This window comes from Microbacterium songi (genome assembly GCF_042747925.1).
Lineage (GTDB): Bacteria > Actinomycetota > Actinomycetes > Actinomycetales > Microbacteriaceae > Microbacterium.
The window spans coordinates 343,812-370,763 of the sequence record NZ_JBHZIE010000001.1; the positions used below are offsets into that span (position 1 = coordinate 343,812).

Genomic DNA, 26,952 nt, shown 5'->3' on the forward strand with positions numbered 1-26,952 from the left:
GAAGTTGATGCCGCGCAGGTCGAATCAGGATGGCACGGTCTCCTCGTATGTCACGAATGCGGGGGAGACGCTGTATCGGATCGCCTACTGGGTGGATCGTGCGGACGGCGATTCAACGCGCCGCTTCAAGCGCGGGTTCGCCACAGAGCGAGATGCGCTGAACGCGCTGAATGAAATCCAGGTCGACATCCGTCGCGGTAATCACGTGGAAGAAACTCGCGAAACCCTGAACGCATACGCGGACAAGTACTTCGACTCGCTGCGCGTTCGAGCCACAACGCTGGCGGGGTATCGCAAGCACTATCGCGTGCATGTGCTTCCGTCCTCGGTGGGTCGGTCTCCTATCGCCACCATCTCGAAAGATCAGCTCAACCGCTTTTATCGGCAGCTCGAGCAGAACGGCCGAAAGGACCGCGGGCACATTGGTGATCCGCTGGGTGCCGCTACCGTTCGCCACATTCATGTACTGATCTCACAGGTGCTGCAGCATGCGCTGGAGGACGGGCTGATTCGGTTCAATGCGGCGAAGCGTGCCTCGCCGCCGTCCAAGCTCGAGGCGGCGCCACCGGAGATGGCGACATGGTCCGCGGAGGACGCCCGCCTGTTCCTGGAATGGTCGGAGTCGACCGGTGACTATCTGTGGCTTGCGTGGCTCACGCTGCTTGGGACCGGCATGCGGCGAGGTGAGATCCTCGGCATCCGCTGGAAAGACCTCGACCTTGAGAACAACGTCATCACGATCGCCCGCGCGATGTCCTATGTGAAAGAAGCGGGAAAGAAGCCGATCATCGACTTTCGCGCGACCAAGAGCGGCCGGGTGCGCAACGTCGACATCGACCAGCGCTTGGCTGGCGCCTTTCGCGCCAAGCGCGACATGCTGCGCGCCGTCGCCCCCGATCTCGCGCGCGGCGAACACCTGATCTTCTGCAACCGGTATGGCCAGCCACACAACCCGACCCAGTTCTCACGACAATGGCGTGAGCGCGTTCTCAAGGCAGTCGCGTTACACCCCGACCTGGACGAGCTGCACCTGCACGAGCTACGTCACACCCATGCGACGCTGCTGCTGCGCGCCGGGGTACACCCCAAGATCGTCTCGGAGCGACTAGGTCACGCTGATATACAGACAACGTTAAACACCTACTCTCACGCAGTCCGCACCCTGCAGCGCGGCGCGGCCGATCTCGTCGGCCAGTTGCTTGCACCGGAGCAGCCCGAGCGCGCCGCCGTAGCCGATCACTGAGGACACCTGTCCGGACGACTTGCAAGGGCACCGTGCCATCGCTCCTTGCGGCGTGAGAGGGGCTGCCTCGACCGGACAAACTGTCCGTCAGAGCGCACCCGGGCTGCCGGAGGGAGGCTGCTGCGCTGAACAATTTGACGCGGGTGAGGGGCGGACTGCCTGCCAGAATGCGCACGAAAAAGCGAAAGAACGCGTGTTAACTGTGCCACCAACTGTGCCACGAGCATTTTTCGGAGTCGCGATCCCTTGTAAACACTGGGATCGCAGGTGCGGAGGATAGGGGATTCGAACCCCTGAGAGCTTTCACTCAACACGCTTTCCAAGCGTGCGCCATAGGCCACTAGGCGAATCCTCCGTGGCCCCGCGGGGCCGTCGAACAGCTTACCTTGCCCGCAGCGTTCCCCCCGACTCGGCGAAGGCGCTTCCCGGGCGGATCAGCAGTGATCGTGGGGCGATGGCGGCGAGCACCCGGCGCGGGGGGTCGACGGCGCCCAGCATGCCCGCGCGGACAGATGCCGTGGCATCCGCCAGCTCTGCACCGCGGTCGCTCGTGAACGTGCCGTCCTGGGCGTAGCTGGCCTTCTCGATCTCGCGCAGCAGGACGTTCAGCTCTGCGGCGGGAGCGCCGTGCTGAGCCACGAGCCGATGCCCGAACATGCGCGCGGACTCGCTCGCGGGTGCGGGGATGCCGATGTCGATGGCGATGTCCTGGATGCTCGTCCACGCGGCGAGCACGTCGCCGCGTCGCGATCGCGAGTGGAGCACGCGACGGCGGAGGGCGGCGAGCAGACCGGGGATCAGCAGGGCGACGAGGATGCCCGACAGCACGAGCATGGTGGGCAGAGGGCTCGCACCCGTGCCGGAGCCGGCGGCTGAGCCGTTCAGGGCTTCTTCGTCCGGCCGCGCCGACGAGCTGGCCGAGGGCGCTGCGGAGGCTCCCGGGGTGGCCTCGGGGGCGACGTCGGCGTCGGCTCCGGGAGAGCCTCCGGTCGCCGTGGACGCGAACGACGTGGGCACGCCGAGACTGTTCGTGGGCTCGAAGCCGATCCAGCCGATCCCCTCGAAGTACGTCTCGGGCCAGGCGTGCAGCTGACCGCTCTGCACCGAGTACACGCGCTGGTCGTCGACTTCATCGCCGGTGGTGGTGCCGGGCAGGTAACCGACGACGATCCGCGTCGGCATATCGAGTGATCGCGCCATCAGCGCGAACGCGGATGCGTAGTGGACGCAGTACCCCTCGCGCTGCTGCAGGAACTCGGCGACGGCATCCGCCCCCGTGCCGTCGAAGCCGTCCGCGACGGGGGCATCCAGCGAGTAGGAGAACTCCGAGCTGCGGAACCAGTCCTGGAGAGCCTTGAGCTTGTCGTAATCGGTCGCCGCACCCGCGGTGACCTCGTTCGCGCGTTCGGCGATGACGGACGGCATGTCCGCAGGCAGCGCCAGCGTGACGCCGTCGTCGTCGATCCCGCCGGCTCGGGTGGCGCGCACCTGCTCGAGGGAGGGCTGCGGAACCCGCGTCTGAATGTCGTACGTCTCGCCGGCGCTCGTCGCCGAGCGGCTGATGACGGTCCTGTTCTCGGGCAGGGCAGACCATTCCGGTCCCAGGCCCGAGACCTCGACGGCCGGGTACGAGACGGGCAGCCAGCTCGAGCGCAGATTCTGCACCTCGACGGTGGTGTCGACCTCGATGACCTCGATACCCTCGGACACCTGGTCCGGGACCAGAGCCGCCGCGTCGTCGAGCGATACGGGTCGACCGCGGTCGGGTTCCCACACCTGCCCATCGAACTGGGAGAGGGTCGCGACGCGCAGGTAGGGGGCGGTCGTCCCCGTGCCGCGGACGCGCAGCACCTCGACCTCCTGAGGTTTGCGCAGGTCGTCGCCGAGCTGCAGGGTCGGGTCGATCGCCGTGCCCACGCCCGCTCCGCCGGCGATCGATCCGGTCGGTGCCGGCAGCAGCGGCACGATGACCAGCGCGACGATGACGGCGACGGCGCCGACGCCGAGGGCGCTCGCCGAGACGGCGGAGCGGGGGGCGGCGCCCGTCGCATCCTGCCCACGGGCGACACGCGGGACCCTGGCCTCGCGTGCGCGCATCTCGGCGCGCATCATCAGCAGCAGCGAGGCCGAGAGCAGCACGAACGCCCAGACGTCCGCCTCGTCCGGCACGGCGATCGCGGGGATGAGTGAGATCGGTATGAGCCCGACCGCGGCCAGGAGAGGCATCCGCGCTGTCAGCACGACGTGGTCGATCACGATCGCCAGCAGACCGACGGCCCCGACGAGCAGGAACGACATCGCGAGGGTGGCAGGCAGGGGCGCAGCACCCTGGGCGACTTCGGCGAAGGCCGTGGGCAGCAGTGCCTGCACGAGACGTACGGTCTCGGGGGTGGGGATGATTCCGAGCAGTGCCGTCTCGCGCAGGAAGATGAGCGTCATCAGCACGAGCCAGACGCCCGCCTCGATGAGGCTCACGGCCACGGCAGGGAGCTGCACCCGCCGGGCGGCGAACCCGGAAGCGAGAACAGCACCCACGACGAGCACGCAGCCCCACACCCAGGCGTCGGGGGAGACCACGCGCATGACGGGCAGCATCGCCGCGAGGACCGCGGCAAACACGCCGAACGTCAGTGCGGGCTCGGACCGCCGGCGCGCAGATGGGCCCGTCGCCGAGGGGTCAACGGACGACATGACCGACCCCACCCGACGTCGTCGACGACCAGGCGTCTGCGAGGTCGACGTCGAGGGCGATGGATGCCGCGTGCCACCCGGTGTCGACGGCGAGCTCGAGCGCCTCCCGCGAGGGCGCGGTGCTCAGGAGGACAGGGAGAGACGAATGGTGCACGAGTGCTCGCAGGGACGTGGCATCCTGCTCCTCGAGTCGGCCCGTGACCACCACGATCGGCCCGATCGTCGTCCCGGCGAACAGCTCGGGCAGATGAGGGAGGGTGTCGACACCGTGCGTCGTGATCGTCGCGAACTGCGCGGCTGCCTCTTCCAGTGCCCAGAGGTCGCCGCCTTCGAGGCGCTCGACGAGCTCGCTCCCGTCGCTGTCGATGACCGTGACGGCGAATCCGGCGTGCACGAGGTGGGCGGCCACCGAGATGCACGCCGTCACCGCGCGCTCGAAACCCGGATCGGCACCGGGAGTCCGTGCCGCCTCCGCTGCCCAGCGGGGTGTGCCGCGATCGAGCACGACGACGGCTTCGGGCGTGGACTCCTGCTCCTCCTGACGCACCATGAGGGAATCGCGGTGCGCGGTCGCCCTCCAGTGGATGCGGTGGCGGGCGTCACCGGGGGCGTAGGGGCGGGCGATCAGGTTGTCGGCTCCCTGACCCATCTGCGTGGTGGAGGAGGGGAGGGTTCCGCCAGCGGCGCCGGCGAAGCTCGCCACGGCCGGCAGTTCGATGATCTCCGGGGCCACGGTCACCGGCGTCCGCCCGCCGAGCACGTTGCGCCGGCGGGCCACGCCGAACGGGTCGGTGGAGGTGATGGAGAGAGGCCCGAGCGAATGGATGCCGCGCTTCATTCCCGTCACGGAATACTCCAGCTCGACGGTGCGAGCCGTGCCCCGGAGGCCGGATCCCACGGCGGGGAAGGCGCCGGCCGCCGCGCCCGTCAGCCCTTTCGTCAGAGCGTCGGACCAGGCACCCGGAGGGGTCGCGAGCGCTGTGCGAACTCCGACCCGGACGGTGACGTCGAAGGCGTGGTCGACGGTGGCGACGTCCGGGTTCAGGGCTCGCGTGACGGTCTCGGTCCGGCGTGTGAGGTAGAGCGCGACGACACTTCCCAGGAGGAGCGCGAGGAGCAGCATCCCGAAGTAGCGGAGTTCCACCAGGCCCAACTCGTTGGCGAGGACGAAGCAGATCAGCGCGAGCACGAGCGCCCCCGAGCCGCGCACGGTCAACGGCCAGAGGCGGCGCACGGTCCACTCCCGACGGGCACGCGAGACCTGATCACGATCGGGCGACGAGCGGCACGCGCACGGAGGCCGCGATGCGCTCGAGGATCGCCCCGACCGTGTCGCCGCTCCCGCGCGATCTGACCGTTCCCGCGGCGCGCGTCGGGATCAGACGGTGGGCGAAGACGGGGATGAGGAGGGCGGTGAGGTCGTCGGGGATGACGAACCGCCGGCCGTCGAGCGCGGCCCACACCTTTGCGGCGCGCACGAGCTGGAGTGTGGCGCGCGGACTCGCGCCCAATCTCAGCTCGGGATGGGTGCGCGTGGCGTGGGCCAGGGCGACGGCGTACTCCTCGAGAGCCGGTGCGACGTGGACGGACCTCGCCCAGTCGATCATGGCCACGACCTCCATCGACGTGGCCACCGCCGCGAGGGACTCGAGGGGGTTCACGGTGTCGCGCTGGCGCAGCATCAGCGCCTCCGACCGGGCGTCGGGATAGCCCATCGAGATACGGATCATGAAACGGTCGCGCTGCGCTTCGGGCAGGGCGTAGGTGCCCTCCATCTCGAGCGGGTTCTGGGTGGCGACGACGAGGAACGGGTCGGGAAGCGCGTGGGTCTCGCCGTCGACGGTGACCTGGCGCTCCTCCATCGCCTCGAGGAGCGCTGACTGCGTCTTCGGCGACGACCTGTTGATCTCGTCGGCGATGACGATGTTCGCGAAGATCGCACCGTGCTTGAACTCGAACTCCCGGGCGACCGGGTTGAAGATGCTCACTCCGGTGACGTCACCGGGAAGCAGATCCGGGGTGAACTGGATGCGGCGCACGGTGGCGTCGACGGACGCCGCGAGCGCGCGGGCCAGCACCGTCTTGCCCACTCCGGGGACGTCCTCGATCAGCAGGTGGCCCTCCGCGAGGAGGGTGATGAGCGCACTGCGGACGGCGTCGGGCTTGCCGTCGATGACCCCCCCGATCGAGCCGAGGATGCGGCCGGTGAGAACCTCGAAGGAGTCCTGGTCGAGAGGCTCGACCACGGGAGCCGCAGCCGCCGAGCGGCGGGTGGGAGCGGACGGGAAGTCTGCGGTCGCGCTGTGTTCCATGTGTCCCCCGGGGAGTCGCGGCTACGGGCTGCGGATCACGGCTTTCGGGAGCGGCCGCGTCGTGCGTACGGGTACCGGCGATCGGGCGCCGCTGCTCGTTACTCGATCGTAACCCGGCGAGGTCTGGGGTGGTCCGGAGAATTCCCTGAGTTCACCCTGTGGATCGCGACCCGTTAGAATGGGATCAGCTCTCCGCGAGGCGGTATCCAGGCCAACTCCCCCAGGACGGAAACGTAGCAAGGGTAACCAGGCTCTGCCGGGTTCGCGGAGAGTCTTACTCTTCTCCCTCGGTACCCGCAGGGAGCCGGCTCTCTCGATGCTGAGGGGTGTCGGCGAAAGGTCCTTCCAGGGCCGCCCACTGCAGAAGCATGATCGCCTTCGCATCCTGGATCTCGCCGGTGCGGATCATGCCGAGCGCCTCTGCGATGTCGAGTTCGACGACCTCGATCTCCTCGCCCTCCTCCTCCAGACCTCCGCCCGCACCGGTCCGCGTCGACGTGTCGTACGGGGCGGCGAAGAAGTGGATCCGCTCCGTGACGGACCCGGGACTCATGTACACGTCGAAGACGTGTTCCAGCTCGCCGATCCGCACGCCGGTCTCTTCGGCTGCCTCGCGGCGGATCGCGGTGACGGGATCGTCGTCGTCGAGGAGCCCCGCCGCGGTCTCGAGCAGCATCCCGTCCGGGTGCTCGTTCACGTACACGGGGAAGCGGAACTGCCGCGTGAGCAGCACCGTCCGCCGTGCCTCGTCGTAGAGCAGGACGGTCGCTCCGTTGCCGCGGTCGTAGGTCTCACGCTGCTGACGCGTCCACTCACCTGCGTCGTCCCGGTAATCCAACGTCGTCCGGCGCAGGACGTGCCAGCCCGCCGCGAGCAGCTCGACGTCCACGACGCGCACGCGCGGGTTGCGCACGAGGTCCATCCCGGTACGGTGCAGCCCGGTCCTGCCGCGGTGGTCGGGAACGTCGGCGCCGGGTTGAGACGAGAGTTCGGGCATGACCGGATCATAGGGGCCCGCAGACGAGCGGATGATCGGCGAATCAGAGACGGATGCTTCGGCTTCGAGCTTTTCCCCCGTCTCCGACACGCCTCGCACCTAGGCTGGGGACCGTGGCGCAGAGCATCTACCTGACCTCGGCCGAAGGCCATTCCGGCAAGTCGTCCGTCGCGCTCGGGGTGCTCGAGGCCCTCAGTCTCGCGACGCCCCGCGTCGGTGTCTTCCGGCCCATCGCACGGTCGTCCTCCGGCGATTACGTCCTGGAGATGCTGCTCGACCACGACGGGGTCGACCTCGACTACGACGAGTGCGTCGGCGTCACCTATGACGACGTGCGCGCCGACCCCGAAGGCGCGCTGGCGACCATCGTGGCCCGATACAAGGCGGTCGAGGCGCAGTGCGACGCGGTCGTGGTGATCGGCAGCGATTACACCGACGTCGGCAGCCCCGCCGAGCTCGCGTACAACGCGCGGATCGCCGCGAATCTCGGCGCCCCCGTCCTGCTCGTCCTCGGCGGCCGCGCGGGGCAGGGGCAGGCCGAGCAGCTCGGCACCACACCGCCGCGCACCCCCGCCGAGATGGGACAGATCGCCGACCTGGCACTCGCCGAGCTCGCACACGGGCGCTCCGAGCTGTTCGCCGTGGTGGCCAACCGCGCAGATCCCGATCACCTCGGCGAGATCGTCGCCCGCGTGGGGGAGTCGGTGAAGACCGCCACTGGTCACACGGTGCCGATCTGGGCTGTGCCCGAAGACCTCTTCCTCGTGGCGCCGTCGATTCGCGGCATCCTGCGTTCCGTCGACGGAACGTTCCTGAAGGGCGATCCCGAGCTTCTCACCCGCGAGGCCCTCGGCGTCGTCGTCGCCGGCATGTCCATGGTGAACGTGCTCCCGCGACTCACCGAGGGTGCCGTCCTGGTGATCCCCGCCGACCGCACCGAAGTGCTGCTCGCGGCGATCCTCGCGAACGCCTCCGGCACCTTCCCGTCCCTGTCGGGCATCGTGCTCAACGGCCCGTTCCCGCTGCCGGACGACATCGACAGACTGATCGACGGCCTGGACTCCAGCATCCCCATCATCACGACCGATCTCGGCACGTACGAGACCGCCGTCCGCATCATGAACACGCGCGGCCGTCTCGCCGCTGACTCGCAGCGCCGCTACGACACCGCGCTGACCCTTTTCGAGCGGCACGTCGACACCGACGAGCTGCGACGCGCGCTGGGGCTGGCTCGCGCCACGGTCGTGACGCCGCTCATGTTCGAGTACGGCCTGATCGAGCGGGCCAGATCGGTGCCCAAGCGCATCGTGCTTCCCGAGGGCGAGGACGACCGCATCCTGCGCGCGGCGGCCACCGTGCTGACGCGGGGCATCGCCGACCTGACGATCCTGGGCGAGGAGATCGAGGTGCGCTCGCGGGCGATCGAGCTCGGCATCGACATCTCCGCGGCCCAGGTGCTGTCGCCTTTCGATCCCGTGCACGTCGACAAGTTCGCCACCGCCTACGCGGAGCTGCGGGCACACAAGGGCGTCACGTACGCGCAGGCGGCCGACACCGTGACCGACGTGTCGTACTTCGGAACGATGATGGTCCACCTCGGCCTCGCCGACGGCATGGTGTCGGGGGCGGCCCACACGACCGCCCACACGATCCGCCCGGCCTTCGAGATCATCAAGACCGCGCCGGGCGTCTCGGTGGTCTCATCGGTGTTCCTGATGGCGCTCGCCGATCGCGTGCTCGTCTACGGCGACTGTGCGGTCATCCCCGATCCTTCGAGCGAGCAGCTGGCAGACATCGCCGTGTCTTCCGCCGCGACCGCCGCGCAGTTCGGGATCGAGCCCCGCATCGCGATGCTCTCGTACTCGACCGGCGAATCCGGCAGCGGCGCCGACGTCGAGAAGGTGCGGGCCGCCACCGCGTTCGTGCGGGAGCGTGCACCGCAGCTCCTCGTCGAAGGGCCCATCCAGTACGACGCGGCAGCGGATGCCGCCGTCGCCGCGGCGAAGATGCCGGATTCGGAGGTCGCGGGCAGGGCGACGGTCTTCATTTTCCCCGACCTCAATACGGGCAACAACACCTACAAGGCCGTGCAGCGGTCGGCCGGGGCGGTCGCGATCGGACCCGTGCTCCAGGGCCTCAACAAACCCATCAACGACCTCTCGCGCGGCGCGCTGGTGGACGACATCGTCAACACGATCGCGATCACGGCGATCCAGGCTCAGGGGGAGTGACCTCGTGAGTGTCGTCCTGGTCGTCAACAGCGGATCCTCCTCGTTCAAGTACCAGCTGCTCGACATGGACCACGAGCGGGTGCTGGCGTCGGGGCTCGTGGAGCGCATCGGCGAGCCGGTCGGTTACGCACGTCACACCGTGACCGCTTTCGGGATGGGTGTGGATCCGGATGCCGCGGCCCCCGCCGTGCTCGATGTCACGACGGACCGCGAACTGCCGATCCCCGATCACACCGCGGGCTTCGCGGTCATGCTCGAGGCGTTCGCCGCCCACGGGCCATCGCTCGAGGATCGGCCGCCGAGCGCCGTCGGCCACCGCGTCGTGCACGGCGGAGCTCGGTTCTTCGAGCCCACCGTCGTCACGCCCCTCGTTGAGATCAACATCGACGAGCTGTCGGTGCTGGCGCCGCTCCACAACCCGGGGGCGCTGCAGGGCATCCGCGCCGCCAAAGCGGCCTTCCCCGACCTCCCGCACGTCGCGGTGTTCGACACCGCTTTTCACCAGACGCTCCCGCCGGCCGCCTACACGTACGCGATCGACGCCGAACTCGCCGCCGCCCACCGAATCCGTCGCTACGGCTTCCACGGCACCAGCCACAAGTTCGTCAGCGAGGCCGCGGCCGCGTTCGTCGGGCGTCCCCTCGCCGAGCTGCGCCAGATCGTGTTCCACCTCGGCAACGGCGCGTCGGTCACCGCGGTCGACGGCGGTCGCTCGGTCGAGACGTCGATGGGTCTCACGCCTCTCGAGGGTCTCGTGATGGGCACCCGCTCGGGCGACCTCGATCCGGCAGTCCTGTTCCATCTCGCGCGACGCGCCCGCATGACGATCGACGACCTCGACACCCTCCTGAACAAGCGGAGCGGAATCCTCGGGATGGCCGGCGTCTCCGACATGCGCGACCTGCAGGAGCGCGCCCAGGCGGGGGATGCGGCGGCCACGCTCGCATTCGAGGTCTACCTCCACAGGCTCCGGTCGTACGCCGGCTCCTACCTCGCGCAGCTCGGCGGTGTCGATGTGATCTCGTTCACGGCAGGCGTCGGCGAGAACTCGCCCGACGTGCGCGCGGGAGCGCTGGCGACCCTGGGTTTCGCGGGCATCGAGGTCGACCCGGAGCGGAACGCGGCACGGGGTCGCGGCATCCGTGTCATCTCTTCGGATTCGTCGCGCGTGACCGTGCTCGTGGTGCCGACCGACGAAGAGCTGGAGATCGCGCGGCAGACGCTCGAGGTCACCGGGACCTGATCGGCTGCGGCGGCGAGGGGGTGCGTCATCGGGCGGACATGCCCGGCCGCTACGCTGGCAGCACGGCACGATGGCGGCCGCACCCTCTGTTCCCCCCTGGAGGTCCCTGTGACTGTCGATGCCCTGCCCGATCTGGCGTCCTACGACGCCGTGCTGTTCGATCTGGACGGGGTGCTGACTCCCACGGCCGAGGTGCACATGCACGCGTGGAAGACCATGTTCGACGAACTTTTCGCGGCGTGGGACGTCTCCCCGGCGTACACCGATCGCGACTACTTCGAGTACCTCGACGGCAAGAAGCGCTACGACGGGGTCGCGAGCCTGCTGCGCAGCCGCGACATCGAGGTGCCCTGGGGCGATCCGTCCGATGAGCCGGAGGCCGACACCGTGTGCGGGATCGGCAACCGCAAGAACGTCGTCTTCGCCCGTGTGCTCCGCGAAGAGGGCATCGCCCCGTACCCGGGCTCCCTCGACCTGGTCGACCGACTGATCGCCGCGGGCACACCCATCGCGGTGGTCTCGAGCTCCAAGAACGCTGAGGAGGTGCTGACCTCCGCCGGTATCCGCGACCGCTTCTCGGTCGTGATGGACGGCGTCATCGCCGAACGCGACGACCTCTCCTCCAAGCCCGCTCCGGACGTGTTCCTGGAAGCCGCACGGATGCTGGGGGTCGACCCTGCCCGCAGTGCCGCCGTGGAAGACGCCATCAGCGGCGTGCAGTCCGCGGCCGCCGGACACTTCGCGCTCGTGGTCGGCGTGGACCGCGGCGTCGGACCCGACGCCCTCCGTGACGCTGGAGCAGACATCGTCGTGCAGGATCTCGGGGAGTTCACGGCATGATCGACCGCGACCGCTTCCCCGTCGACCCCTGGCGGCTCGTGGAGAAGAAGTTCTCGCTCGACGACGCGGGCGTCACCGAAACCCTGTTCGCCGTCGGCAACGGCTACCTCGGCTTGCGCGGCAATCAGCCCGAAGGGCGGCACGCGCACGAGCAGGGCACCTTCATCAACGGTTTCCACGAGGTCTTCCCGATCCGTCACGCCGAGAAGGCGTACGGTTTCGCCGAGGTCGGGCAGACGATCATCAACGCGCCGGACGCGAAGGTGATGCGCGTCTACGTCGACGACGAGCCCCTGTCGCTCGACGTCACCGACGTGCGGGAGTACGAGCGCGTGCTCGACATGCGCGACGGTGTGCTGCGACGCCACATCATGTGGTCGACCCCCTCCGGCAAGCTCGTCAAACTCGAGTTCCAGCGCATGGTGTCGTTCGAGGAGAAGCATTTGGCCGTCATGACGGTGGAGGTCACCGTCCTGAACGCCGACGCGCCGGTCACGATCAGCTGCCAGGTCATCAACCGGCAGGACGGGGAAGACGTCTACGGCGGCACCCCGAGCGCGCCGAAGAAGGCCGGGTTCGATCCGCGCAAGGCCGACCGCATCGATGAGCGCGTGCTGCAGCCGCAGGAGTACTGGCAGGACGGGCTGCGCTCGGCGCTGAGCTACAAGGTGACGACCTCGGGCATGACGATCGCGGTCGTCGCCGACCACATCGTCGAGACCGAGAACGAATGCGATTCGCGTCAGCTGATCGAGCCCGACATCGCCAAGAACGTCTTCCGCTTCCAGGCCAAGCAGGGCGTTCCCATCCTCGTCACCAAGCTGGTCAGCTACCACACGTCCCGCGGTGTCCCCGCGCGCGAGCTGGTGGACCGCTGTCGCCGCACCCTCGACCGGGTACGCGGTGAGGGGGTCGCCCACCAGTTCCAGCGTCAGCGCGCCTGGCTCGACGACTTCTGGGCGCGATCCGACGTGCGCATCGGCGGCCACGGCGACCTGCAGCAGGCCACCCGGTGGTGCCTCTTCCAGCTGGCTCAGGCGGCGGCACGCGCCGACGGGCTCGGTGTGCCGGCCAAGGGCGTGTCGGGCTCGGGGTACAGCGGACACTACTTCTGGGACACCGAGATCTACGTCCTGCCGTTCCTCGCGTACACGACCCCGCTCTGGGCGCGCAACGCGCTGCGCATGCGCTATCTCATGCTGCCGGCGTCCCGGAAGCGTGCTCGTCAGCTGAACGAAGGCGGCGTGCTGTTCCCCTGGCGGACGATCAACGGGGAAGAGGCATCCGCGTATTACGCCGCCGGCACCGCGCAGTACCACATCAACGCCGACGTGAGTTTCGCGCTCGCGAAGTACGTCCGCACGACCGGCGACATCGAGTTCCTCCACCGCGAAGGCGTCGACATCGCCGTCGAGACGGCACGGATGTGGTCGACGCTCGGCTTCTGGCGCGAGAACGACGACGACGAGCCGCCCACCTTCCACATCCACGGGGTGACCGGACCGGACGAGTACACGACGGTCGTCAACGACAACCTGTTCACGAATGTGATGGCGCGGTTCAACCTGCGCTTCGCCACGCGCACGGTACGCGAGATGGCCGAGGACGACCCCGAGGCGTACCGCCTCATGGTCGACCGGCTGGGCCTCGGCCCCATGGAGGCCGAAGGGTGGGAACTGGCCGCGGAGGCACTGCACATCCCGTTCAGCCCGGCCCTCGGCATCCACCCTCAGGACAATGTGTTCCTCGAGAAGGAGGTCTGGGACCTCGAGCACACGCCGGCCGATCAGCGCCCGCTGCTGCTGCATTTCCACCCGCTGGTGATCTACCGGTATCAGGTGCTCAAGCAGGCGGACGTGGTGCTGGCGCTCTTCCTGCAGGGCAACCACTTCACCGATGCCGAGAAGCTCGCCGATTTCGAGTACTACGACCCGCTGACCACGGGCGACTCGACGCTCTCGGCGGTGGTGCAGTCGATCCTCGCGGCGGAGGTCGGCTATCAGGACCTCGCCCGCGAGTACTTCGAGGAGTCGATCTTCGTCGACCTCGCCGACCTCCACCACAACGCCTCCGACGGCGTGCACGTGGCGTCGGCGGGAGGGGTGTGGACGGCGCTCGTGTCGGGCTTCGGCGGCATGCGCGATCATTTCGGCGACCTGTCGTTCGACCCGCGTCTGCCCGCGGACTGGGACGACCTGTCCTTCGTGCTGCACTGGCACGGTACGCGCCTGACCGTCACGATCACCCGCGATGCGATCAGCGTGCGCGCCGGCGAGGGCGAGCCCGTCGACTTCAGTGTGCGCGGGGCCATCTACGTCGTCGAGGGCGGCGAAGAGGTCGTCGTGCCCCTGGACGACCAGGGTCCGGTGATCAAGGGCCGCCCGTCGCTGCGTCAGTTCGCCGACGTGCGGCTCGAGGACGGAACGCTTCTGTCGGCGTCCGTTCCGACGGTCACGACGTCGATCCCCGTGGTCGGCCCGGAGGACTTCGAGGACGAGGGTGAAGGGGCCCGCGTCGACGTGTGAGCGGGGGTCACCGGCGGTCCGACGCGGACCCGCCGATGTCGGCGGCACCGCTTAGGCTAGGCGGGTGACCACCGCCCTCTATCGCCGCTATCGTCCGGAGACGTTCGGCGAGATGATCGGGCAGGCGCAGGTGACCGATCCGCTCATGACGGCGCTCCGCGGCGACCGCGTCGGCCATGCCTACCTCTTCTCCGGGCCCCGCGGGTGCGGCAAGACGACGTCCGCGCGCATCCTCGCGCGATGCCTCAACTGCGCTCAGGGGCCGACCGACGTGCCGTGCGGTGAGTGCGACAGCTGCGTCGAGCTCGGTCGCGGCGGCGGTGGGTCGCTCGACGTGGTCGAGATCGACGCGGCATCCCACAACGGCGTCGACGACGCGCGCGACCTGCGCGAGCGCGCGATCTTCGCGCCGGCTCGCGACCGTTTCAAGATCTTCATCCTCGACGAGGCGCACATGGTGACGCCGCAGGGGTTCAACGCACTGCTCAAGCTCGTCGAAGAGCCGCCCGACCACGTCAAGTTCATCTTCGCCACGACCGAGCCCGAGAAGGTCATCGGCACCATCCGCTCGCGCACGCACCACTACCCCTTCCGCCTGGTGCCCCCCGCTGCGATGCTCGAATACGTCCAGGCCATGTGCGAGCTCGAAGGCGTGCAGGTCGAGCCGGGGGTCCTTCCGCTGGTCGTGCGGGCCGGCGGTGGTTCCCCGAGAGACACCCTTTCCCTTCTGGACCAGCTGATCGCCGGGTCGGATGCCTCGGCCGAGACCGGCACCGTGGTCGTGCGGTACGAGCGCGCCGTGTCACTGCTCGGCTATACGCATGCCGAGCTGCTCGACGAGGTCGTCGACGCCTTCGGGGAGGGCGACCCCGCGGCAGCCTTCGCCGCGGTGGACCGCGTCGTGCAGACCGGACAGGACCCACGACGCTTCGTCGACGACCTCCTCGAGCGACTGCGCGATCTCATCATCATCGCCGCGACGGGCCAGGGTGCAGCGGCCGTGCTCCGTGGCGTGCCCGCCGACGAGCTCGAGCGGATGTCGCGGCAGGCGTCGATCTTCGGCTCCGACCGCCTCTCGCGCACCGCCGACCTCGTGATCGGCACACTCGACGAGATGACCGGGGCCACCTCGCCGCGCCTGCAGCTCGAGCTGATGGTCGCGCGGGTGCTCGCCCACACCGGTGCATCCGCGGCGCCCGCCGCGCCCGCGCCATCTGCCGCACCCGCCTCGGTCCCGCCGCCGTCGACCGGCTCCGGGTCGTCACGGACGACGTCGAGCGCGCCGGAGTCATCGCGACCGTCGACCCCGGCGGCGACCGTCCCCGGTCCCACACCACCGGCACCCGCCGTCTCCGCACACGACGTGCGGTCCACCGTCGCCGCCACCGCCGCGGTCCCCGCGCCGACGACGACCGCGCCCTCCGGTCCGGTCACGCTGCCGATGGTGCGGGACTCGTGGACCGAAGTCCTCCGGAATCTCGAAGACATCAGCCGCACGTCCTGGCTGGTGGCGAGCAACGCGCGCGTTCTGGCATTCGAGGGGGATGTCCTCACCCTCGCCTTCCAGAGCCAGGGCGACGTCGCCAAGTTCAAGCAGCTCAATCGCGGCGCCGGTCCCAGCGAAGACCTGCGCCAGGCGATCCAGGCCGTGCTCGGCATCCGGGTGAAGTACATCGCCCGTCACGATCCGGCAGCGGACTCGCCGACCGGCTCGCCGGCTGATCCGGGGCTCCGCGACATCGGTGAGGTCCCCGATGACCCGCAGCCCCCGAACGACCCGTACGACGATGATCCCACCCCACCCGACCCGGGTCCGCGCCCGAGTACCGGTCAGGCCTCGCGCACTCCCGCAGCCCCGGTGACGGACTGGGTCGTGGCATCCATCCCTCGTGAGGCCCCGGCGGAGTCGCTTCCCGCCGGTCGGCGACCCGCGTCCGACGCGCGGACGGGTGCGCCCCCCGCGTCCGCAGGTCTCGCGGTGGACGACGAGCCCGAAGACGCCGCAGCCGACCTCGATCACGCCCGCACCACCACTCTCGCGCCGCCGCGCGAGGGCGAGGTGCTGCCTGCCGACGTGGTCGCCCCGGTCAGGGACGACGACGCGGAAGAGACGGACGTCGCAGAGACGCCCGAGCCCGATGCGCCCGTCCCGCCCGTCGTCGCACCGCGACTCCCGATATCGACCGGGGGAGTGCAGCGCTATGGCGAGGCCGTCGTCCGGCAGGTTCTCGGCGCGACCTTCGTGCGTGAAGAGCCTTACAACCCGCCCACGAGGTTCAGCTGATCATGTACGACGGCATCGTTCAAGAACTGATCGACGAGTTCGGTCGGCTGCCGGGCATCGGTCCCAAATCGGCCCAGCGCATCACGTTCCACATCCTGCAGACGCCCTCGTTCGATGTGTCCCGACTCAGCGAGCTGCTCAGCGACGTGCGCGAGAAGGTGCGCTTCTGCGAGGTGTGCGGCAACGTCTCCGAGCAGACCAAGTGTTCGATCTGCCGGGATCCCCGCCGCAACGCGAGCTTCATCTGCGTCGTCGAGGACGCGAAGGACGTCTCCGCCATCGAACGCACTCGTGAGTTCCGTGGGCTCTATCACGTCCTCGGCGGCGCCATCAGTCCGATCGCGGGCGTCGGCCCCGACGACCTGCGCATCCGCGAGCTGATGCAGCGGCTCGCGGACGGCAGCGTTCAGGAAGTCATCCTCGCGACCAACCCGAATCTCGAGGGCGAGGCGACGGCGACGTACCTCAGCCGTCTGCTGCACACGCTCGAGATCTCGGTGACCCGTCTCGCATCGGGCCTGCCCGTCGGCGGCGATCTCGAGTACGCCGATGAGGTCACCCTCGGGCGGGCGTTCGAGGGCCGTCGCGCGATCTGAACGACGCGGCCGGCGGTCGACTCGATCTCAGAATCGGGATGCTGTGCGAGCGCGTGTGCTCAGCGTGCTCAGATTGGGGTGAGAGTGGCAGCGCCGAAGGAGACCGCGAAGCGCGCGCACCAGATGGACACGCTCTGGATCGAGGTCAGATCGACATCGCCGGGAATCGCATAGACCTGGTCGCCGACGTTCCCCTTCAGAGGGCCGAGTTCCACCCATGTCCCGTCGTCGAAGACACCCCAGCCGGCCGTCCCTTCGATGACCGGCTGATCCGTCAGCCACACCCGCAGGTCGGGTCCGTCGCTCGTGCGCAGACCCGTGATCGCCAGGACGCGCGTGCCATCCGGCTGTGCGACGACCCTGACCGCCCCGGTCGTGTCGTGCTCGTGCGTGATGAAGGTGCCCGCGGCGAGGTCGGTGTACGTGGGCTCCGTCGTCGCTGCCTGCTCCGATGCGGTCGGAGACGGCGACGCGGATCCGATCGGCCGCGGGACGACCGACTCCGACGGCGATGCGGATGACAGCGGAGGCAGTGCCTCGTCTACGACGGTGGTCGTGAAGAGGCGCCAGGGCTGGAAGAAGGCGGCACCGACGGCCACCAGGATGACGGCCGACACTCCTGCGATGACGAGGACCGGTCTGCGGTTCACGTGACCCCCTGGTCGCACCGGGCGAGAGTCGGCGCTGATCGCACCAGGGTACTGCGACCGCGATCCGGCACGCGGAATGCTCCGCGCTCTCACAGGCTGCGCGCGCCACGGTCCGCGAGATCAGCGGAGCACTTCGACCAGCACGATCCACGAGATCAGCAGTGCGGCGATGATCGCGATGAGCGATCCGGCGGCGAACCAGGCGAGGCCCGCGGGTGCGTCCGTGAGCAGCAGCAGTCCGCCCACGACGTAGGAGAGGGGAGCGGCGAACCCGAGTGCGGCCTTGAGGGCACGCAACCTGTTCTCGGGATGACGGTTCTCTGCGATGCGTCGCGTAGCGGCCCCGGCGAACACGGCCGCCACGAGAGCGCCGGCGATCATGATGATGCCGTATGCGCTGAGCCCCAGCCCGGGCACGAGTCCCACCGCGGATCCGACGATCGCCAGCACGAGCGAGGAGATGCCCGATGCCAGCCGCGAGGTCAGGGAGGAAGCCTTCACGATGTCGGCGATGTTGACGCTCGCGGCGACGATGACCAGCCCCGCCAGGGCAGCCGTCGCTCCGACCATCGCGACGTTGAACTCCGACCAGGCCTCTTGCGGCAGATCCATGCGAGCACTGTAGCGCGCCGGGTTCGGCCGGCGAGCAGTCCGCGGCAGGCGTCCATGGCAGTGCGGGCATGCGTCTTCCGTAAGATGGACCTTCGGGTGCGGCATCCGCTCGCCCGTCGTCGCCGGTCCACGTTCCGACGCGACGACTCCTTCCCGGGGAGTTCCACAGTGGCGCTGATCGTGCAGAAATACGGCGGTTCGTCCGTCGCCGACGCCGAGAGCATCAAGCGGGTCGCCAAGCGCATCGTCGACAATCGTCGGGCGGGCCACGAGGTCGTGGTCGCCGTCAGCGCCATGGGCGACACCACCGACGAATTGCTCGATCTCGCCGGTCAGGTGGCGCCGATTCCGGCGCCGCGCGAGCTCGACATGCTCCTGTCCAGCGGCGAGCGCATCTCGATGGCACTGCTGGCCATGGCGATCCACTCGATGGGCTTCGAGGCGCGGTCCTTCACCGGCAGCCAAGCGGGAATGATCACCGATGCGACGCACGGCGCGGCCCGCATCGTCGACGTCACCCCGGTGCGCCTGCGCGAGGCCCTCGACGAGGGGGCCATCGTCATCGTCGCCGGGTTCCAGGGGTTCAACCGTGACACGCGTGACATCACGACGCTCGGTCGCGGGGGATCCGACACGACCGCCGTCGCACTGGCGGCAGCGCTCAACGCCGACGTATGCGAGATCTACAGCGATGTCGACGGCATCTTCACCGCTGATCCGCGCATCGTGCCGAAAGCCCGCAAACTCGATCGCGTCTCGAGCGAAGAGATGCTCGAGCTCGCGGCGAACGGCGCCAAGGTGCTCTACATCCGCGCTGTGGAGTATGCACGCCGCCACGGTGTGCTGATCCACGCCCGTTCCAGCTTCAGTTCCACCGAGGGCACTCTCGTGCTCAACGAACAGCAGCGTGCCCGCTACGCGGACCAGGAGGGTCCCATGGAAGAGCCCGTCGTCGCCGGTGTCGCGACCGATCTCGGCCAGGCCAAGATCACCGTCATCGGTGTGCCCGATGTGCCCGGCAAGGCCGCCGAGATCTTCAAGATCGTCGCCAAGTCCGGCGCGAACGTCGACATGATCGTGCAGAACGTGTCGGCCGCCGCCACGAGCCGCACCGACATCTCGTTCACCGTACCCAAATCCGACGCGCCCACGGCGCTGCGAGCCCTCGCCGGCGAGCAGGCCGACGTGGGCTTCGAGAGCCTCGTGCACGACGACCAGATCGGCAAGCTGTCGGTCGTGGGTGCGGGAATGCGCACGCACTCGGGTGTGTCGGCCACGCTCTTCGAGGCGCTGTCCATCGCGGGCGTCAACATCGAGATGATCTCGACCTCTGAAATCCGCATCTCGGTCGTCGTGCGCGGCGACGATCTGGCCGAGGCGGCGCGCGTCGTGCACACGGCATACGGGCTCGACGGTGACAGCGACGCCGTGATCCACGCCGGTACGGGTCGCTGACCGCACCCACCCGCCAGCTCGGCTGCGCTCAACTCCTCACGGACGTCACACCGTCTCGGCGGATACGCCGGTCTCGGTAGAATCAGCACAACCGGCCTCGCGATGTCCGCGTGAGCCCCCGACACTCGAGGATGACCATCATGACCCGCATCTCCGACTCAGGACTCTCCGTCGCCGTCATCGGCGCCACCGGCCAGGTCGGCACCGTGATGCGTGAGATCCTCGCCGAGCGCGCCTTCCCGATCCGCGAACTGCGATTGTTCGCGACGGCTCGTTCGGCGGGCACGGCTCTCGAATTCGCGGGGCAGACGGTGATCATCGAGGATGTCGAGACCGCCGATCCCGCAGGCATCGACATCGCCCTGTTCTCGGCCGGCGCCACCGGCAGCCGCGCACACGCCCCGCGCTTCGCCGAGGCGGGCGCCGTGGTCATCGACAACTCCAGCGCCTGGCGCATGGACCCCGACGTGCCGCTCGTCGTGAGCGAGGTCAATCCTCATGCCATCCGCGAGGCGCGGAAGGGGATCATCGCCAACCCGAACTGCACCACGATGGCGGCCATGCCCGTGCTCAAGGTGCTCGACACCGAGGCCGGGCTCGAGCGGCTGATCGTGAGCACCTACCAGGCCGTGAGCGGCTCCGGCATCGCCGGCGCCGAGGAGCTGCTCGGCCAGGTGGAGGCCGTCCTCGCCCAGGGGGACACCCTGCGCCTCGTCCACGACGGCTCAGCGATCGACTTCCCGCAGCCGGAGAAGTACATCGCTCCGATCGCCTTCGACGTCATCCCCTTCGCGGGCAGCCTGGTCGACGACGGCGACAACGAGACCGACGAGGAGAAGAAGCTGCGCAACGAGAGCCGGAAGATCCTCGAGCTGCCCGACCTCCGCGTCGCGGGCACGTGCGTGCGCGTACCCGTCTTCACCGGTCACTCGCTGAGCATCCACGCGGAGTTCGCTCGCGACATCACCCCCGACCGAGCGCGGGAAGTGCTGAGCGCGGCGCCCGGCGTCGTGCTCGAGGAGGTGCCCACACCTCTTCAGGCCGCGGGCAAGGATCCGAGTTTCGTCGGTCGCATCCGTGCCGATCAGTCCGCCCGCGAGGGCCGAGGCCTCGTGCTGTTCATCAGCAACGACAATCTGCGCAAGGGAGCGGCCTTGAACGCGGTGCAGATCGCCGAGGTCGTCGCGGCGTCCCTGGGCGTCACCGCCTGAAGAGCGTCGACCGATTCTTTTGACCTCGAGGAAAGAATCGCGGACTTTCGTGCTCAGCGTCGCCTCGCGGGGAGGTACCGCGAGCGGTCGCAACTAGAATCGACGTGTGAACGAATCCGTCGACGTCGTGCTGATCGGCGGTGGCATCATGAGCGCCACCCTGGGCACCTTCCTCTCCCGACTCCAGCCCGATTGGAAGATCGCGGTGTACGAGCGTCTCGATGACGTGGGGCTGGAGAGCTCGAACGCCTGGAACAACGCCGGTACCGGCCACGCAGCGCTGTGCGAATTGAACTACACGCCCGAGAGCGCCGACGGGACCATTGATCCTGCCAAGGCCATCACGATCAACGAGCAGTTCCAGCAGAGCCGTCAGTTCTGGTCCTCCCTGGTCGAGGCGGGCGTACTGGAGGAGCCTTCGACGTTCATCAACTCCACCCCGCACATGACGTTCGTTCGGGGCGAAAAAGACGTCGCCTTCCTCAAGGCGCGGTACGAGGTGCTGAAGAAGCAGCCCCTGTTCGCGGGAATCGAGTACAGCGAGGACTCGCGCGTCATCAACCAGTGGGCCCCGCTGCTCATGAAGAAGCGGCCTGCCGGCGAGCCCTTCGCCGCCACGCGCGTGCCCGCCGGCACCGACGTCGACTTCGGCGCTCTCACACATCAGCTCTTCGACAAGCTCAAGGAGGACGGCGCCGAAGTCGTCACCAACCGCGAGGTGCGAAACCTGACACGCGCGAAAGACGGCGGCTGGGTCGTGAAGTGGCGCAACACGATCGGCCGCACGCCCGGCACCACGAAGGCGAAGTTCGTGTTCGTGGGCGCGGGCGGCTGGGCCATCAAGCTGCTGCAGCGCTCGGGCATCCCCGAGATCAAGGGCTACGGCGTCTTCCCGATCGGCGGGCAATGGCTGAAGACCTCCAACCCCGAGCTCGTGGCGCAGCACAAGGCGAAGGTGTACTCGCAGGCCTCCGTCGGTGCCCCGCCGATGTCGGTGCCGCACCTCGACACGCGAGTCGTCGACGGCGAGACGTCGCTGCTGTTCGGTCCCTTCGCGACATTCAGCCCGAAGTTCCTGAAGAACGGCTCGATGCTCGACATCGTGTCGCAGGTGCGGCCGCACAACATCGGCCCGATGCTGAAGGTCGCGGTCGACAACCCGTCGCTCATCACCTACCTCGTGGGGGAGCTGCTCAAGAACCACGCGAAGAAGGTCGACAGCCTCCGCATCTTCATGCCCACCGCGAAGGCCGAGGACTGGGAGCTTCTGCAGGCCGGCCAGCGTGCGCAGGTCATGAAGAAGGACCCGAAGAAAGGCGGGGTGCTGCAGTTCGGCACGGAGGTCGTCACGTCGGAGGACGGCTCGATCGCCGGTCTCCTCGGTGCTTCGCCCGGAGCGTCGACGGCCGTCTCGATCATGCTCGGACTGCTGAAGACCTGCTTCCCGGACCAGATCTCGTCGTGGGAGCCCCGGCTGCGCGAGCTGATCCCGAGCTACGGACAGACGCTCAATCCGCGACCCGAGGTCGCCAGCGAAGTGCTCGCCGAGACCGCGGACGCGCTCGCCCTCACCGCGTGACCGGCCGTCGCACCCCGCGACCCGCGTTTCCGTAGAATCGGCGGGTGGCCAAACTGTACTTCCGCTTCGGGGCGATGAACTCGGGCAAGTCGACGGCCCTCCTCCAAGCGGCGTACAACTACGAAGAGCGCGGGCAGCACGTCCTCCTGGCCAAGCCGCGGATCGATACGAAGGGCGCCGGGCAGATCTCCAGTCGCCTCGGGATGACGCGTGCCGTCGATTTCCTCATCGGAGGCTCCGACGATGCGCGCGGTCTGTTCGCCGAGAACCAGGCGCGCGTGCGACACACTCACGATGAGCTGTCAGGGCTGAGCACCGGCCCTGCCGATGTCGCCTGTCTGCTCGTCGACGAGGCGCAGTTCCTCACTGCCTCGCAGGTCGACGACCTCTTCCGCATCGCGGTGCTCGACGACACTCCTGTGCTGGCCTACGGCATCCGCACCGATTTCCGGACGGCCGCGTTTCCGGGTTCGCGCCGACTCCTCGAGGTGGCGCACGCCCTCGAAGAGCTCAAGACGATCTGTCGTTGTGGACGCAAGGCGTTGTTCAACGGGCGTCTCGTGGACGGGGTCTTCGTGTTCGACGGTGACCAGGTCGCCATCGACGGACAAGAAGTGACGTACGAGTCGCTGTGCGGCGAGTGCTACCTCCGGGAGTCCGCGGGCCTGCTCGGCGCGTGAGGTCTCGCTGCGGCATCCGGCTCGTCCTGTCCCGTTGTCGATGACTTCGGGGGCCAGGGGATCAACATCGACGTGGAACGTCGATAGTCGGCGTACGCGGGGTATTTGCCCGCCGAGATGCTTTCGGTGAAGATCGTCGACCCGATGAACAACAGGGTCAGGAGGATCGCGCCCGCGATCGTCGGGTTGATCGCTCCGCCCCAGATCCCCGCACCGGATGCCACGGCCGCCGTCGCCCCCAGCGCGTAGAACGCCCACCACTGCGCCTGCTCGAAGAAGAAGTTCGGGTGCCGGCTCACGCGGAACAAGCCGTACGTGATGAAACCGGGGGCGAGCTGCCCTCCTGCGCGCTTCTTCGCCTGGTGGAACCTCCACTGCTGCTGGTCGGCGATGGTCTCGCCGAGGAGGAACGCGAGGAAGAGTGCGGCGAAGAGGATGTCTCCGACACCCAGCGGTGCGGGATTCTCCCAGGCGACGAGCGCCGGAAGGCTGATCAGCACGAGCAGCGCATTCTGGTAGAGCACGATGAAGAGGAGGTTGAACAGCTGGAACTGCCAGGGCTTCATACGGCCCCGCAGGATCGCCCAGCGGTAGTCCTCCATGCCGGTGTAGCCGCCCTTCCGGGCGAAGTTGTACGTCAGTCGGGCGCCCCACAACGTCACCACCGCGGCCATGAGCACCAGCCGAGTCGCCTCGCGTCCCTCGGCGACGGCGAAGCCGGCGAAGATCCAGACATAGGCGACCGGCACGATCGACCAGATGCGGTCGACCCAGGACGTGTCCTTCGTGATCAGTGACGCGATCCAGCAGAAGACGCAGACGGCAGCGAAGAGGATGAGGACGGCCTGCAGCGGTTCCATGGCGACAGAGTACGACCTCCAAGGGCTGCGCGCTCGCTTTGCGTGGTCCGACCACACGCGCTAGTGTGGCCAGACCACAGAGTCCGGAGCAATGGTGATCCCTTCCACAACGTCGTCCCGCGAGGCCGCCTCGCCGCGCGCGTGGGAGCGCGTGCTGCGCCACGTCGAATCCTCGCTCCTGGACGGCACGCTGACGCCGGGAGATCACCTGCCGCCGGAGCGCGAGCTCGCCGCCTCCTTGGGGGTCGGCCGCTCCAGCGTGCGCGAGGCGCTGCGCGTGCTCGAGGTGTTGGGGCTCATCCGGACCGGCACGGGCTCGGGTCCGACATCGGGCGCCATCATCGTCGCGGCACCTCAGGGGGGAATGGCGGCGCTGCTCCGTCTTCAGGTCGCGGCGAACGGCTTTCCGCTCGAAGACGTGATGCGAACGCGACTCGTGCTCGAGGAAGCGGTGGTGACGCAGCTCGCCGGCCACGACGATCGGTCGACGGCCGCGGCCTCGACCATCGCGACGGCGATGGAAGAGCCGACGCTCACTGCGGCGGAGTTCCTTGCGCTCGACGCCCAACTGCACCAGTCGCTGGCGGAGGCCTCGGGCAACGTCGTCATCGCCGCGATGATGGCGGGGCTCCGCACATCGATCGAATCGTACGTGCAGGCAGGAGCTGCCCGCATCCCCGAATGGGAGCCGGTGGCCGCGCGCCTCCGCGGCGAGCATCGCGCTCTTCTCGATGCCATCGACGACGGTCACGTCACGTTGGCGCGCACGCTCATCCACGACCACATCACGGGGTACTACGCCGAGGCCACCCCGGCTCGCCTCCCCGCCTGACGAAAGGAAGACCATGGTCCAGCGTCAGCTGCCCAACCCCATCGAGCTCCTCGAGCTGATGAAGTTCAAGAAGCCGGAATTCGACGGACGCAAGCGCCGCCTCGACGCGGCCCTCACGATCGCCGATCTCAGGACGATCGCGAAGCGCCGGACGCCGAAGGCGGCTTTCGACTACACGGATGGCGCCGCCGAGGGTGAGCTGTCACTGGCGCGGGCGCGGCACGCGTTCGAGGACATCGAGTTCCACCCCGGAATCCTCCGGCCGGCTCCTGACGTCAACACGTCGGTGCAGATCCTCGGGGGCCCGAGCGCGCTGCCGTTCGGTATCGCGCCCACGGGCTTCACGCGCCTCATGCAGACCGAGGGGGAGACAGCCGGTGCCTCCGCTGCGGGTGCTGCAGGCATCCCGTTCACTCTGTCGACGCTCGGCACGACGTCGATCGAGAACGTCGTGGCAGCCAATCCGCAGGGTCGCAACTGGTTCCAGCTGTATGTCATGAAGGACCGCGAGATCTCCTACGGGCTCGCTCGACGGGCGGCGGCCGCGGGCTTCGACACGCTGATGTTCACGGTCGACACCCCCGTCGCGGGCGCCCGACTGCGGGACAAGCGCAATGGCTTCTCAATTCCGCCGCAGCTGACCCTCGGCACGATCGTCAACGCGATCCCGCGACCGTGGTGGTGGTACGACTTCCTGACCACGCCGAAGCTCGAGTTCGCGTCGCTCTCGACCACCGGCGGCACTGTCGGCGAGCTGCTGGACTACGCCATGGACCCCACGATCAGCTACGAGGACCTCGAGGTCATCCGCGGCCTGTGGCCCGGAAAGATTCTCATCAAGGGGGTGCAGAACATCGAGGACAGCAAGCGGCTCATCGACCTCGGTGTGGACGGCATCATCCTGTCCAACCATGGCGGCCGCCAGCTCGACCGTGCGCCGATCCCGTTCCACCTGCTCCCACAGGTCGTGCGCGAAGTGGGCAAGGACGCCACGGTGATGGTCGACACCGGCATCATGAACGGTGCCGACATCGTGGCATCCATCGCCCTCGGGGCGAAGTTCACGCTCGTAGGGCGCGCCTACCTCTACGGTCTGATGGCGGGCGGTCGAGAGGGCGTCGACCGCATGATCGAGATCCTGCGCACCGAGATCGAGCGCACGATGCGGTTGCTCGGCGTCGCGTCGCTGGAGGAACTGGAGCCCAAGCACGTGACTCAGCTGACGCGCCTCGTGCCGGTCGCCGGCGCTACCGGCGTGCCGGTCGCCTGATCCGGCTCAGGCCCGCGCGGGCAGCGTGGGAAGCAGGTCGTCGAGGAAGTCGGCGGTCTGCTCCCACCCTTCCACCGCATGGCAGCGCACGCCCATCGCGAGCACGGGGTAGTCGTTGCCCTCAGGATCCAGGCGGTCGCCGATGAAGAGCATCTCGTCGAGGGGGATGCCGGTGACTTCGCTGAGGCGATTCATGCCGTAGGCCTTGTCGATGCCGCGGTGAGTGATGTCGACCGAGGTGGAGCCGCCCGACCGCACCTCGAGATCCGGCACACGAGCCGCGACCGCGGCCCGCAGGGTGTTCTTCTTCTCGCCGGTGGGATCCCAGGCGACCTTCGCGTCCAGCGGCGCACGCTGTCCGAGAGCCGAGAACGTGATCTGGGAGTCGCGGTCCTCGAGGATGTCGCCCCAGGTCTCTGAAGACCAGAGGCCGAGGCGCCGTGCCTCTTCCTCCACGGCGGCGAGCGCCCGGGACTTCTCATCCGCGGTGAGCACGTTCGCGTAGACGACGTCGAAGTGCTGGCCGCCGAAGCGGAAGTACTGCGTGCCGCAGGTGGGCATGAGGTGGATACGGGAAAGCACCTCGGGCGAGGCATCCGGAAGCCTGTCGATGACCTGCGTGCGGAACTGCACGATCTGTCCACCCGAGATGATCGCCACCTGCACGCGCTCCGCCAACGCGATCAGCAGGGCGCCGATGCGCGGGTCGATCGGCGCCTTGGAGGGGGCGAGCGTGTCGTCGAGGTCGAAGGCGACCAGACGCGGGGTGGCGGATTCGGTCATGGTTCCCTCTCGCGACGAGCTGCGTGGCCTAAGCGAAGGGCTCCACCGCGGTGCGATG

At 68.5% G+C, this 26,952-nt stretch carries 21 protein-coding genes, 1 tRNA gene and 1 other RNA gene; 14 read left to right on the forward strand and 9 right to left on the reverse strand.

The annotated features are described in order from the left end of the window. Positions 1-7: 7 nt before the first annotated feature. Positions 8-1,243 carry a site-specific integrase gene (locus ACFM35_RS01815; RefSeq protein WP_378837610.1) on the forward strand — a complete coding sequence of 412 codons (1,236 nt, stop codon included), beginning with the start codon at positions 8-10 and terminating at the stop codon, positions 1,241-1,243. A 270-nt stretch (positions 1,244-1,513) separates the two neighbouring features. Here ACFM35_RS01815 and ACFM35_RS01820 read toward each other — a convergent pair. The 4 genes from ACFM35_RS01820 to ACFM35_RS01835 form a co-directional block, all read right to left on the reverse strand. Continuing rightward, positions 1,514-1,598 (reverse strand) — tRNA-Ser (locus tag ACFM35_RS01820). Between the two features lie 26 nt (positions 1,599-1,624). Then, entirely contained in the window at positions 1,625-3,934 is a 2,310-nt protein-coding gene (locus ACFM35_RS01825; protein WP_378837613.1) for a transglutaminase TgpA family protein, read from the reverse strand. After that, a complete protein-coding gene (locus ACFM35_RS01830) occupies positions 3,921-5,168 on the reverse strand; it encodes a DUF58 domain-containing protein (RefSeq protein WP_378837616.1) in 1,248 nt (415 codons plus the stop codon). The genes ACFM35_RS01825 and ACFM35_RS01830 overlap by 14 nt, the downstream gene beginning before the upstream one ends. 31 nt (positions 5,169-5,199) lie before the next feature. Continuing rightward, positions 5,200-6,246, reverse strand: a complete 1,047-nt coding sequence (locus ACFM35_RS01835) for an AAA family ATPase (RefSeq protein ID WP_378837618.1) — start codon at positions 6,244-6,246, stop codon at positions 5,200-5,202. A gap of 183 nt (positions 6,247-6,429) precedes the next feature. On the opposite strand from ACFM35_RS01835, the gene ffs reads away from it, so the two are divergent. Further along, an RNA gene (gene ffs / locus ACFM35_RS01840) (signal recognition particle sRNA small type) lies at positions 6,430-6,526 on the forward strand. On the opposite strand, the gene ACFM35_RS01845 is transcribed toward ffs, so the two are convergent. Beyond that, positions 6,521-7,243: an NUDIX domain-containing protein gene (locus ACFM35_RS01845; RefSeq protein WP_378837621.1), complete on the reverse strand. Its 723-nt coding sequence runs from the start codon at positions 7,241-7,243 to the stop codon at positions 6,521-6,523. The genes ffs and ACFM35_RS01845 overlap by 6 nt on opposite strands. Before the next feature lie 113 nt (positions 7,244-7,356). Between ACFM35_RS01845 and pta the strand changes: the two genes are divergently transcribed. The 6 genes from pta (at position 7,357) to recR (ending at position 16,962) form a co-directional block, all read left to right on the forward strand. Further along, a complete protein-coding gene (gene pta / locus ACFM35_RS01850) occupies positions 7,357-9,474 on the forward strand; it encodes a phosphate acetyltransferase (RefSeq protein ID WP_378837623.1) in 2,118 nt (705 codons plus the stop codon). Between the two features lie 4 nt (positions 9,475-9,478). Next, complete coding sequence (locus ACFM35_RS01855) at positions 9,479-10,717, forward strand: acetate/propionate family kinase (RefSeq protein WP_378837626.1); 1,239 nt, start codon at positions 9,479-9,481, stop codon at positions 10,715-10,717. A 108-nt stretch (positions 10,718-10,825) separates the two neighbouring features. Beyond that, positions 10,826-11,557 carry an HAD family hydrolase gene (locus tag ACFM35_RS01860; RefSeq protein ID WP_378837628.1) on the forward strand — a complete coding sequence of 244 codons (732 nt, stop codon included), beginning with the start codon at positions 10,826-10,828 and terminating at the stop codon, positions 11,555-11,557. Further along, on the forward strand, positions 11,554-14,082 hold the full coding sequence (locus tag ACFM35_RS01865; protein WP_378837631.1) for a glycoside hydrolase family 65 protein: 2,529 nt from the start codon (positions 11,554-11,556) through the stop codon (positions 14,080-14,082). The genes ACFM35_RS01860 and ACFM35_RS01865 overlap by 4 nt, the downstream gene beginning before the upstream one ends. A 64-nt stretch (positions 14,083-14,146) precedes the next feature. After that, positions 14,147-16,366, forward strand: coding sequence for a DNA polymerase III subunit gamma and tau (locus ACFM35_RS01870; RefSeq protein WP_378837634.1), 2,220 nt, complete (start codon positions 14,147-14,149; stop codon positions 16,364-16,366). Between the two features lie 2 nt (positions 16,367-16,368). Continuing rightward, positions 16,369-16,962, forward strand: coding sequence for a recombination mediator RecR (gene recR, locus ACFM35_RS01875; RefSeq protein WP_378837636.1), 594 nt, complete (start codon positions 16,369-16,371; stop codon positions 16,960-16,962). A gap of 68 nt (positions 16,963-17,030) precedes the next feature. On the opposite strand, the gene ACFM35_RS01880 is transcribed toward recR, so the two are convergent. Then, a complete protein-coding gene (locus ACFM35_RS01880) occupies positions 17,031-17,612 on the reverse strand; it encodes a DM13 domain-containing protein (RefSeq protein WP_378837639.1) in 582 nt (193 codons plus the stop codon). Positions 17,613-17,732: 120 nt separating this feature from the next. Further along, the gene (locus tag ACFM35_RS01885) at positions 17,733-18,224 is read right to left on the reverse strand and encodes a hypothetical protein (RefSeq protein ID WP_378837641.1); all 492 of its coding nucleotides are present in this window, start codon (positions 18,222-18,224) and stop codon (positions 17,733-17,735) included. 168 nt (positions 18,225-18,392) lie between these two features. On the opposite strand from ACFM35_RS01885, the gene ACFM35_RS01890 reads away from it, so the two are divergent. The 4 genes from ACFM35_RS01890 to ACFM35_RS01905 all read left to right on the forward strand — a co-directional run bounded on the left by ACFM35_RS01890 (position 18,393) and on the right by ACFM35_RS01905 (position 23,149). Then, the gene (locus tag ACFM35_RS01890; protein ID WP_378838620.1) at positions 18,393-19,679 is read left to right on the forward strand and encodes an aspartate kinase; all 1,287 of its coding nucleotides are present in this window, start codon (positions 18,393-18,395) and stop codon (positions 19,677-19,679) included. 140 nt (positions 19,680-19,819) lie between these two features. Further along, on the forward strand, positions 19,820-20,890 hold the full coding sequence (locus ACFM35_RS01895) for an aspartate-semialdehyde dehydrogenase (protein WP_378837643.1): 1,071 nt from the start codon (positions 19,820-19,822) through the stop codon (positions 20,888-20,890). A 106-nt stretch (positions 20,891-20,996) separates the two neighbouring features. Next, positions 20,997-22,469 carry a malate:quinone oxidoreductase gene (locus ACFM35_RS01900; protein WP_378837645.1) on the forward strand — a complete coding sequence of 491 codons (1,473 nt, stop codon included), beginning with the start codon at positions 20,997-20,999 and terminating at the stop codon, positions 22,467-22,469. Between the two features lie 44 nt (positions 22,470-22,513). Further along, on the forward strand, positions 22,514-23,149 hold the full coding sequence (locus ACFM35_RS01905) for a thymidine kinase (protein WP_378837647.1): 636 nt from the start codon (positions 22,514-22,516) through the stop codon (positions 23,147-23,149). Here ACFM35_RS01905 and ACFM35_RS01910 read toward each other — a convergent pair. After that, positions 23,113-24,009, reverse strand: coding sequence for a DUF1295 domain-containing protein (locus ACFM35_RS01910; RefSeq protein ID WP_378837650.1), 897 nt, complete (start codon positions 24,007-24,009; stop codon positions 23,113-23,115). The two genes, ACFM35_RS01905 and ACFM35_RS01910, sit on opposite strands and share 37 nt — an antisense overlap. A 91-nt stretch (positions 24,010-24,100) precedes the next feature. On the opposite strand from ACFM35_RS01910, the gene ACFM35_RS01915 reads away from it, so the two are divergent. Next, positions 24,101-24,841, forward strand: coding sequence for a FadR/GntR family transcriptional regulator (locus tag ACFM35_RS01915; RefSeq protein WP_378837652.1), 741 nt, complete (start codon positions 24,101-24,103; stop codon positions 24,839-24,841). 13 nt (positions 24,842-24,854) lie between these two features. Next, on the forward strand, positions 24,855-26,111 hold the full coding sequence (locus tag ACFM35_RS01920) for an alpha-hydroxy acid oxidase (protein ID WP_378837654.1): 1,257 nt from the start codon (positions 24,855-24,857) through the stop codon (positions 26,109-26,111). 6 nt (positions 26,112-26,117) lie between these two features. On the opposite strand, the gene ACFM35_RS01925 is transcribed toward ACFM35_RS01920, so the two are convergent. Beyond that, positions 26,118-26,894 carry an HAD-IIB family hydrolase gene (locus ACFM35_RS01925; protein WP_378837656.1) on the reverse strand — a complete coding sequence of 259 codons (777 nt, stop codon included), beginning with the start codon at positions 26,892-26,894 and terminating at the stop codon, positions 26,118-26,120. Positions 26,895-26,952 lie beyond the last annotated feature (58 nt).